Origin of the sequence: Butyrivibrio sp. WCE2006, from assembly GCF_000701985.1 — a bacterium.
Lineage (GTDB): Bacteria > Bacillota > Clostridia > Lachnospirales > Lachnospiraceae > Butyrivibrio.
This window is the reverse complement of the sequence record NZ_KL370844.1, coordinates 1-10,356: the sequence shown is the minus strand read 5'-3', so window position 1 is coordinate 10,356 and position 10,356 is coordinate 1. Positions and strand designations below refer to the sequence as shown.

The window sequence follows — 10,356 nt, the reverse complement described above, 5'->3', positions numbered from 1 at the left end:
TCAGATATATTATAAGCAAAGCAAAGTTAATGCGCAAGTACGCACATATTATTGGCGTAATTAGCACTTAACACGCAAGAATGCACATGTTACGCAAAGGAGCGTAATTAAAAAGAGCATTTATAACCGTAAAGGAATATAGATGCTCTTTTGTTTGATTATATAGTTTGATTATATGTAATCAAACTATTTTCCGCTTAATATAAGGCTTTATTGGCATTTGTTATACTATTTACCTTATATTCCTAATGCCACTCCTCTTATCCAATTAGTCAGACGCTGTCAGACCAATTATTCCATTCTTTACCTAAATACTTTTTAGAAAATCCACATCTTCTTTTAGCACCGTATCTGTTGACACTCCAAGCCAATTTTTACCAGACTTTTCAAGATCACTTATATATTTCTTATTAGTAAATACTCGCTCAACCCTCTTTACCACTTCATCCATCGAGGTGACATTTCTCAGAGTATTATCGGCGAAAATGTATTTTTCAATACATCCCCTAAGTTTATCAACATCAACCTCTTCCTTCAGATTACAACACCGCCCTTAATCGTGGCATTTCTCCCCATTCCACTCTCTGAAATTGCTTTAAGCACTATATCCTGGCATAGCTTAGCTTCAGCATTTGCTTCACTATACCCTTCACCTTTAATCTTTTCTACTTCATCATGTAAATTCATTTATATCAAAGAACCTCCATCTGTATCTGATTCATAATAATTTCGCCTTTATGGAACATGTAGGCATAATCTTCTACAAGACCAAAATCCATTTCTTCGGTGATACGTCGATAATTTTGAATGATTTCTTTATAATAGTCAAAAGGTATTTTGGACCTAAATCTCATCAATTCTACCAGCATGCGTTCCCTATTATATATCCTGATGGATATATTATTGTATTGCATCTCTTCAATGCCAGCCTCAAAAATTTCATCTTTAAAAAAAGATTGTTTTACGCGACTATCTCTAATCCGGCTATCTTCCCTCTTTGTAGCAAGATGAAAATAATCAGGAATGACATCTGTAAGAGAGTGATAATAATATGCACTCTTATCAGTAAATACAGCTTTAGGATATTTACTCATTATTACTTCAATATCTGATATATTGCGTCTAGTAGAATATATTCCCTTTTCTTTCATGAAGATATTTCCACTAAGGATCTCTTTTTTGAGTCTATAGTCGCTTCCATATTTATCTATACATTCATTATATGTAAGAAGCATATCTACCCTTTAAAGTAAATATACACACGACACACCTCTAGTGTGAATATTTACTCCACTCACACACTTTTAAAATTCAGCTAAAACTCTTAGCTGCGCCAAGGCCACCTGTTGCATCTGGGAATCCTTAATCCGTGAATACACCTCAATTACCTCTTCATACCCCAATGCTTTATTCCCTCTATTATTTCTTTCTCATCATCAGACAAATAAATAATTTCCTTGCTCTGATAACTAAAGAACTTATAAAGGTTAATTCCTAAGTCCAGGCAAATTTTATTTAGTGTTGATACTTCAACTCCATTGATGTCTATAACAGTACCTTCCTGACCCCGATACCTTACACGCACGTGATCACCAACTCTGAACTTGCGAGGTCTGCTGCCGGTAGCATCATGAATTCCTTGAGATATTCCATGACCCATACCAAAAGCCATAGCAAGTGCACTGAAGAATCCGCCCGGCTTCTTTTCAATAGGTTCTTCATAGAAATCCTCTTCCGGTTCATCATCGCACAGTATTTCCGGTACTTTTAAACCTTTTAGCTTATATAGTTTTACGAGAACGTCAGCATCCAGGAATCCGTCCAACGATTCCAGATCTTCTTTTGAAAACTTATCTGCTGACTGTATCGCAAGCCGCGCCTGCAATTCAGGATCAATACTATTTGTCAAATCAATGAGGCTGTCTGCAGAAAATACAAGCTTCTGCTCAATAGCTTTTCTGGCAATGCGATTAACAATATCCTCGTGGTTAAAGGCAAACTCCAGCATTACTTCCGCGACTTCATCAGCTGCACCCAGCGATTCTACGGAAGAAAGTTTTTTAATCTGTGTGCTCTCAGCCCAATCATATAATTTGTCGTAGTATTCATCCCTGGTCAAAGACAGCTCATCTCCTTTACTGAATCATTTACAGATTATATCTATACTTTGCTGTATCAGCCTTAGTCTTACGCTCCTTTAATGTATTAACAGCACGTATAAAATCCATATCTACAATCATATTTTCACCTGTCAATTCAACATTTTTGCCCTGAAAAATCCCATCAACATCAATCGTTCTTCTAATCGAATTATATGCTGCCTCGGCTGCTACAAATGCTATTTCAGCTCCGGATAATCCCATCAAGTGCTTTTCAACAAATTTATCTTTGTCAAACGTAGGATCAACGGGCTTCTTTTCCGTATGAATTCTAAATATAGATCTACATCCTTCTAACGAAGGTTTTTCTATCTCAATAACATAGTCAAATCTTCCAGGTCTTTTAATTGCTTCATCTATCATATCTATTCTGTTTGTCGAAGCTATACAACACACCTTTGATTCATCCATTCCGTCCATCAGCGTCAGAAGCTGATTTACTACTGACGCTGAAGACAAATGATCATCGCTATCTCTTCGCATTGAGATTGAATCAAACTCATCAAAGTAGATAATAGCTGGCTCTTTTCGCTTTGCTTCCGCAAATATTTTTCTTAAATTCTCTTCAGATTGTCCCATAAACTTATTGAGAATTTCCGGTCCATTCACTGATATAAAATGAGCTTTAACTTCATTAGCAATAGCCTTTGCTATCATTGTTTTACCGCATCCAGGAGGTCCATATAACAATATTCCTTTGTGCGGTATAAGATGGTAATGTTCAAAAATATTAGGGGATATCATTGGTAGCTCAACAACCTCTCTAACCTGCTGAACAACATCATCCATACCACCTATATCTGCAAACGATGTTGACGGAATATCCTTTTGATCATCCTTTTCTTCTGCGTTTGAAGCCCCTCCGCCAAATAAAGATCCTACATTTATGGAGAAGCCTCCACTAGAGTATTTATCTTCTTCCTTAGGCTCAACTCCGATTATTTCTGTTTGCTTCATTCCTGCTGCAGCTTCTTTATAAACATATTGCCATTCGCAATCTTCATCTTGCTCATCAACAATAATCTCATCAGAAAGCTTGTCAACTTCCTCGAAAATTCTATCTAAGCTAAAATGCTTGCAAAAATTCAGGTGTTTTCTCTCAGCCTCATCCTTAAGCATTTCTTTGATTCTAGATTTATCAACATGCCACACGCCATCACTAAACTTACCTATCTGATACCAAAAATACTTTGTTTTTCTATAATATGAATAGCCACTATCGCGAAAAGCTATTTCTTCAAGGCTATTACATCCCCAACCATTTATATCAAAACAGTGGTCGCCAACAACCTCGTTATCTTTTGCCTTTTCACAATTTGCAAGCCCTACTACTCCTTCTATTTCAGATATTGAAGCTCTTTTCCCATCAACATAGTATTCTGTCTTACTCCAGTTCTTTACTATACCCAATACGTGATTAATGAGTACTTGCTTCGTTCTTATCTCTTCCGCAGAAATATCTATAGTATTAGAGCTTTTTTCACTAGAATATTGCTCAAAACACTCGCACTTAAGGCAACATGGATCATAATACTTTGATGAGGTTTTATAAAAAACTATTCTTATTTGCATTCTAATCCTCCTTCATACCTTAGATTACAAGTTGTATAATCACGCTTTCTTGTCTTTATTTCCCTTACATTCATGACAACTATGTCCTCTTAGCATATATGATGGCGTCTTTTCAATAATTTCACCACACAGTCTACAACGCACCTTCATAGGTATTGATGTCCCTTGATATTCTTGCAACGGTTCCAGATTAGGATTCTCTCTATATTCACCTGCCTTTAAACTGATGCAGTATTCCTTATCCACTTTTCTTAACCCTTGCTCATCAAAAACATAAGAAAGGTTGTAACTAATCTTACCTCTTTCTTTTTTATGCAGTATGCTTTTTCTCCATCAATGGACATAATTATTTGTTTTATCACTATACTATTCAAAGCTCTTCCAATAGTTATAGAAACATCAATATCAGCATTTTTCTTTATATCCTTATCAATCAAAAACGCTTTAACCTTTTGCAGATTTGACGGAGGCCCAAAATGTTTGCCATAAAGGTTTATCTTGCCATATTTCAAATTATATGTAATATTACCTATTCCTTGTCCATGTATTACATCTCGAAAATTACCATAATCGCTCCTCTTCTGAAAAACACTTACAAAATCCGGCTATAATAGTATATCATATGGGTCTCACGTTTGAGTTACATTTCACACGTTCGCAAGAGTATGAGCATAGTATGAGCATTAATACTTTCTATATTCAGATTGAAAAAAATCAGCTATAAAAAGGTCCAAAAAAAGAAGCTCTGCTCACAATAAACATTGCTTCCTTATTCTTTTTTCAGCCTATGCCATTATTTCCTTAAGTTTTACTATCGTTTCTTCTTCAGCCTCATCGCAGAAAGGAATTCCACACAAAAAGATCCGCACATTAGCGGAAGATAGCGGTGTTTCAAAAAGCGTTTCATACTTTCTAAATTCCGCTGCCGGATAGAATAACACTCCCTTTTTATTATCAGCTGGTTCAAATGCACAATAAGCAACTATTTGATGAAGATCTGATCTAAAAGTTTCCTTAAGCAATTCCGAATCACTATTGTATGAATATAAATGGGATTTATATTTTGCATCCTCAAATACAATTCCATTATTGATTACAGAAACCATATCAGGCTCAAGATACTTAAGCCCCCATCTCATTCTATCTCCACGCGCATGAATCTTTGGATTATTATATTCTCTACCTGCTAATTCTTCTGTGCTCTTCTTGAGCAGATATTGAACGTATCTCTCAAATATCTTGGACATATCCATTCTCCATGCCGCGCAAGTTGTAGAATTTTTATGAAGTATTATCACAGCTTGTTTTTTGAGCCGCTTTATACAATCAGGATCTTTAGCATGAAAACTAATCTCTTTTACCGGCTCTGGTTTTATATTTCTAGCGTTATATATTACTGTCTTAAAATATCTTTGATAGCCCAATCTAATATCAACAGGCACAGCCTGATCATTTAATATCTCACAAGCAAGTTCTAAGACATAAACAAGCTCCTGCCACTCTTTATGGTTGATCGAAAGAACATTTCTTTTTGAAGGATACTCAAGACGTTTCTTAGGGTCATAAGAATTTCGAGCATACTCGTTCCAGTCTGTTCCGCCACTTGGAATGTTTAACATATTTTTAATGTTCTCAAATTTTCTCCAACGATATCTAGAAGCTTCTTCGAATAGCCTTATATACTCCATCGCCTCATTATAAATAGGTGGCTTAAGTTGAAATGGCAAATTCAAATACCTGTTATTCATGTATTCCAATTCATCGGAATAATCTATCTTATCCAGTATTTTAAATAATTCTGAATAATTATCTTTTTGATTCTCAAATCTTGGAAAAATTTGAATATCCTTCCTAGAAACACCATCGTACGGCATTCTGACAGGAACCGCACCAACATACCCCCCGCTAATAAATTTTATCGATATACTCTTACCACTTCCATTGACCTCAGCATGAATTCCAGCAAAATCGAATACATCTATATTTATATCTAAAAAGGTTTGGATGCTTGATTCCAAGTAGCGATAATCACTTTTTTTATCAAAGAGTTCCTCATGTATTTGTCGATCTGTATATGTTTTTGATTCAGATAAACACGGCATTTGAAGGAATATTTTACCCACTTATTTATACATCTCCTCTTTAATCCATTTCTTAAAGTAACTTATAAAGCTATCTCTTGCTCTGATTAAAAAACCTTCAGCCAAATATTCTTTTATTAACGGCATTACTTCGTACCGTAGCCTCTCTTCTAACTCAACGCTATTATCAGCTATGATGTAATACGCCTGTCCTGGCATTAGATTTAACTCTTCATCTGAAGCGTACTTATAAAAAATATCCTCCATATCAATAAAAGCTTCCTCACAAAATTCGTACCCTGCATCAGCTTTTATCGAATGCGGCACCATTGTATACCAAGCAAATCTTCTCCTTAAAGCAAAGTCTATTCCCCCTAGACTTTTATCAGCAGTATTCATTGTCGCAATAACACGCAGATTGTCTGGAAGCTTGCTCAAACTCAATCTCGGACAAACCTCTATAGTTACTTCTGATTCATGCATTGTTGGCTCAAACAAATAAAAAATCGGTCCAAGTACATTAGAAAGATTAGCTCTGTTGATCTCGTCAATGATCAAATACACTTCATCCGGACTTTTATTTAACTCTTTGGCATTATCTTGTGCTTTTTTTGCTTCTATAATCGAGCGAACAAATACTCCCTTTACTTCCTCATACTCTAAATGATCCTGCTGGTTTTGTTTTTCTTTACTAACAATAGGTCTAATCCCATAAATAAAATCACTATATGTAGTCTCTGCGTGAAACTGTGTAAAGAAAACTTTTTTGCCCTCTGTAATTTTTTTAGCCATACGAGTTTTTCCAGTACCTGGTGCTCCCTGCAACACTACATATTTCCTCACCTCAACTAATTGCCTAAGCTTTTCAATTTCACGCTCTTCATCTATCTCATCATTTTTTGAATTGTGAATGAGCTCGTTAACCACTTTTCTCTGTTCTTTATTTGATGGCCAAGATCGCATATTAGCATATGCCGCAATAAACTTTCCTAACTTTTTCTTTGTTTCATCCTCATTATGTGGACTAAAAAGAGATGCTACCATTATAACATTTTCATACTTTTTGAATGCATTTCGTAATGTCTCCGGGATTCTTTCTGCTCCATCATCTGCTGGATACAAATTGTCCTTCGCTTCACAAAAATCTTTGAATCCATCCCTTGACTGGATATCTGTAAAATCATTTTTTATAAAAATATCATTCAGACCAAGATTCATAAATAGTCGTTTTGTACCTGGCAAAGCAGCTATGTCATAGTCATCCCTATATCCAAGTGATCCAAACACCAAAGCAACCATGCATCTATCGTCTTTATCTTCTTGTTCATTACTTAAAAAAACAACAAGACTTAGATCATGATATCCACCAGAGGGTTCTTCACCTTCTTTAATTAATCCAAAATACGCGCCTTCCCTCGGAAAACCACTATTATCTTTAACATAATTCCTTCGAACATATTTTTTAATGTTCCTAGATTCTCCACCAACTTTATTTACAAAATCATCAAAAGTTTCTTGTATATCTTCATAATTTGCATACATAACTACTTATCTCCTTACATTTTCGAAGAACGTTCTATTTTTTCTGTCTCACTCATCAGTTCTGCTAAAGATATCCCAAATCCATCAGCTATCTTTTTTATATTCTGTATTGATATATTTCTTTTTCCTGCCTCAACTGATGCGTAATAAGTTCTATCCATGCCTATCGATAGTGCAAACTTCTCTTGACTAACTTGCATTTGTTCTCGCTGTTGTCTACATGCAATTCCAAAAAACACTTGAATCATCTTACTAAACCTCCTATTTTGAAGTTAATATTGTGATGTATTTGTAACAACGGACTATGAGTCACACTGCGCATAAATGTTCCTTCACACTCACTTGTTGGGACATATCCCCAATCCATTCGCATCAGATTTTCAATATCCACAACATCCCTCCCATATCTTTGCCAGCTTATCGCTGGATGTAATTTCAAAAAAAGGACTGGTTGTGGAATCATCCACAGAGCCAGTCCGCAAAAATATCTATATTCAGTTTTTAATCTGACGTTCCAGGACCCATTGTAACAAATCCACATACTCTTTCTTACTTGCTGCAATTTAAAGTATTATCTCATACAACTCTTTCTGAGTGTATTACAGTTCAATACCATTTATAGCAAGAAATAATACTTTTGTTGGATGCACTGAGTTTGATGAAATAATTATCAGACAAACTATGAGTGCGCTGAATGATGCGCTGATTGATTACAGAAAACGTTAATTAATTGTTAAGCCATATAAGCAAAAATCACCGTAGAAAGATTTTTCTTTCTACGGTGACCACAAATTATTTTCTAAAATATTAATCAATCGAGATAGTGTAACCCCGCATAAACACTGGCTTTATCACTTATCAAGTGATTTCAGTGTAGGAACCTTCAAGGACATCTCTCTTTCTTTTGGAATACTGGCAGTCAGGAAGTCCGGTATTAGCCGCGTTGCAGCACCTGTAACTCTTCAAGCTGCCGGTATAGCCTGCTATTCTTCCACATGAACCGCAGAAAAAAATCGTAGCTTTCCTCGCTCCTCTCTCTTTGACCTTTTTTCCTGTAAAAGTATTTCTATTTGCAAGTTCATATACCTCATGAATATGATTATTCTCCATTCCGCTCCTTCTCTCCATTGCTTGCAACTATACCAGCAACAGCATAATATACTTCAGTCAAACAACTTCCTTCAGAATCGAATATAGCTCCAACCCATCCTTTTTACCGAACTCATGAAGAGCACCTGTATACAATTTCTTTTTGTCAGTCTTATCCTTATTCTCCAAATAAGAAATAATGCTAGAGATTTTCCCTCCATACTTTGTTCCCTTAAGCGCAGAAAAAATCTCATTTCTGATCTGATTTCTCTCCTGGAGCTTCGCATATTCGGATTTAAGATCGACACTCAGCTGCCTTTCAGCCATAATTTTTCTTCGCTCTGCATTTTCCGGATCAGCAAACGACTTAAGAGCATTTTCTATATTACTACTCCTGAATATTTCGATATTTTTCATCCCCATCACTTCTCTGATGTAATGCATAACAGCCGCGTATCCTTTATCTTCACTGACTATGGCTATCTGAGTTTCACCATCTGAAATAAGCCTCCCGCACTCAGTTGCAATATAAAAGTCCAGAGCATTCTTTCCCTGCGCGATCAATTTTGATATTAATAGCGTGCACCCCGATTTATTTATCTCTTCCATATGGTAATTAGGAAGCATTTCACAAACCGCACTATAGAAAATGTGCAAGGTATCACCAGAATTAAGGTAAGAAGTCCCCACCAAGCCATTTTTCATACATACATTTTCATAATCAACCAATACTGTAGCCATAAGCAATACCTCCTTCATATCGGATTCCAAATATACTGCAAATCTTCAGAATGATTACATTGCCCAGCTCTAGTATGATTTCCCAGCAATTACAGGGTAATAAATCTATCCTATACCCATATAGTATCAAAATTGGTGTCCAATAAATACCACACATAGCTCAATTCTCGCTACTCTCGCTATCCTCTGTATCATCTGTATTAAACATATCCACAAACGCCTTAAAAGGTACCGCAGATACTGCAATAAGAATCACGCCCTTTACCATATTGTTTTCAAGTATTCCATCATACCTAAAAGCGGCAAGTATTAATACGAATCCAGTCAAAAATAGTAGCATCAATAAGTACTTCATAACTTTTCCAATATATGTGGTAGCGCAGAGAGCATCTTCAATACTTCTAGTCATAATCGGAACCAGTATGGCAAAACAAACCATTGCATCAAAGCGCATCCACACTGATACGCATACCACAAGACTCATGATGATTAATACCACATTCCCCATATACCGAATTAAATTCTTTTCATTCTTTGTTTTTTCGTCATATATTTCCATCGTAATTGACCCCATAACTAAAAATCCTGCCGATAGCACAAAGACCGCCACCATCACTATGGTCGTTACTATCTCGGCAATTAAATTTACATCCATTCCATTCATTTCCTCCATAAGCTTTATCCCAAATATCTATATCAATAATTATATGTTTATAAATTTTAAATAGCATTAAACACGTAGTTGAAAAAAGACTCGGACAAAACTCCGAACCCTAAAAAAGGAAGAAGAGGACTCGCGTCCTCTTCCATCTCCATGTTATTCATAAGAATGTCTTCAATATGACATCCGAATATAATACTAAGTCTTACAAGATTATCAACATTTGGTAAGCACTGTCCGCGCTGCCATTTGTAAATAGCCTGTTCCGACTCAAGTCCAAGTGCTTCAGCCAGTTCGCAAACACGCATATTACTCTGCTTTCTAAGCTCCTTAATTCTTGTTCCAGTAGCCTGCATGTCCACAAAAACATCAAAGATATCCATAGCCGCCTCCTTATTAACGCTTTTGCTATATTTATCGTTTTTAACCACATTTCTTTTAAGGATTAACAACAGCCGCTTGTAAAGAGTAGTATATCACATCTGCTATGTAAAAAAACTAAACCTGTGGT

General features: G+C 35.9%; 12 protein-coding genes. All 12 read right to left on the bottom strand.

Translation table 11 applies throughout. The features are described from left to right. Positions 1-534: 534 nt before the first annotated feature. Positions 535-687 (bottom strand): hypothetical protein, encoded by a 153-nt coding sequence (locus T501_RS21685; RefSeq protein ID WP_156094539.1) that lies wholly within the window; start codon positions 685-687, stop codon positions 535-537. Between the two features lie 5 nt (positions 688-692). Then, complete coding sequence (locus tag T501_RS19495; protein WP_242845589.1) at positions 693-1,151, bottom strand: type IV toxin-antitoxin system AbiEi family antitoxin domain-containing protein; 459 nt, start codon at positions 1,149-1,151, stop codon at positions 693-695. A gap of 233 nt (positions 1,152-1,384) precedes the next feature. Then, positions 1,385-2,119, bottom strand: a complete 735-nt coding sequence (locus T501_RS19490; protein WP_044917205.1) for a KOW domain-containing RNA-binding protein — start codon at positions 2,117-2,119, stop codon at positions 1,385-1,387. A 28-nt stretch (positions 2,120-2,147) separates the two neighbouring features. Next, a complete protein-coding gene (locus T501_RS20560) occupies positions 2,148-3,731 on the bottom strand; it encodes an ATP-binding protein (protein ID WP_050008424.1) in 1,584 nt (527 codons plus the stop codon). Between the two features lie 251 nt (positions 3,732-3,982). Continuing rightward, positions 3,983-4,243: a hypothetical protein gene (locus tag T501_RS19480; protein WP_156094538.1), complete on the bottom strand. Its 261-nt coding sequence runs from the start codon at positions 4,241-4,243 to the stop codon at positions 3,983-3,985. 273 nt (positions 4,244-4,516) lie between these two features. Next, positions 4,517-5,854 (bottom strand): 5-methylcytosine restriction system specificity protein McrC, encoded by a 1,338-nt coding sequence (locus T501_RS19475; RefSeq protein ID WP_044917201.1) that lies wholly within the window; start codon positions 5,852-5,854, stop codon positions 4,517-4,519. After that, positions 5,855-7,354 carry an McrB family protein gene (locus T501_RS19470; RefSeq protein ID WP_044917200.1) on the bottom strand — a complete coding sequence of 500 codons (1,500 nt, stop codon included), beginning with the start codon at positions 7,352-7,354 and terminating at the stop codon, positions 5,855-5,857. 14 nt (positions 7,355-7,368) lie between these two features. Continuing rightward, complete coding sequence (locus T501_RS19465; RefSeq protein WP_044917199.1) at positions 7,369-7,602, bottom strand: helix-turn-helix domain-containing protein; 234 nt, start codon at positions 7,600-7,602, stop codon at positions 7,369-7,371. 610 nt (positions 7,603-8,212) lie between these two features. Then, entirely contained in the window at positions 8,213-8,482 is a 270-nt protein-coding gene (locus T501_RS19455; protein ID WP_156094537.1) for a hypothetical protein, read from the bottom strand. A 39-nt stretch (positions 8,483-8,521) separates the two neighbouring features. After that, the gene (locus T501_RS19450) at positions 8,522-9,184 is read right to left on the bottom strand and encodes a PIN domain-containing protein (RefSeq protein ID WP_044917195.1); all 663 of its coding nucleotides are present in this window, start codon (positions 9,182-9,184) and stop codon (positions 8,522-8,524) included. A gap of 160 nt (positions 9,185-9,344) precedes the next feature. Further along, a complete protein-coding gene (locus tag T501_RS19445; protein WP_044917193.1) occupies positions 9,345-9,839 on the bottom strand; it encodes a hypothetical protein in 495 nt (164 codons plus the stop codon). Between the two features lie 65 nt (positions 9,840-9,904). Next, a complete protein-coding gene (locus T501_RS19440; protein ID WP_044917191.1) occupies positions 9,905-10,228 on the bottom strand; it encodes a helix-turn-helix domain-containing protein in 324 nt (107 codons plus the stop codon). Between the last annotated feature and the right edge of the window lie 128 nt (positions 10,229-10,356).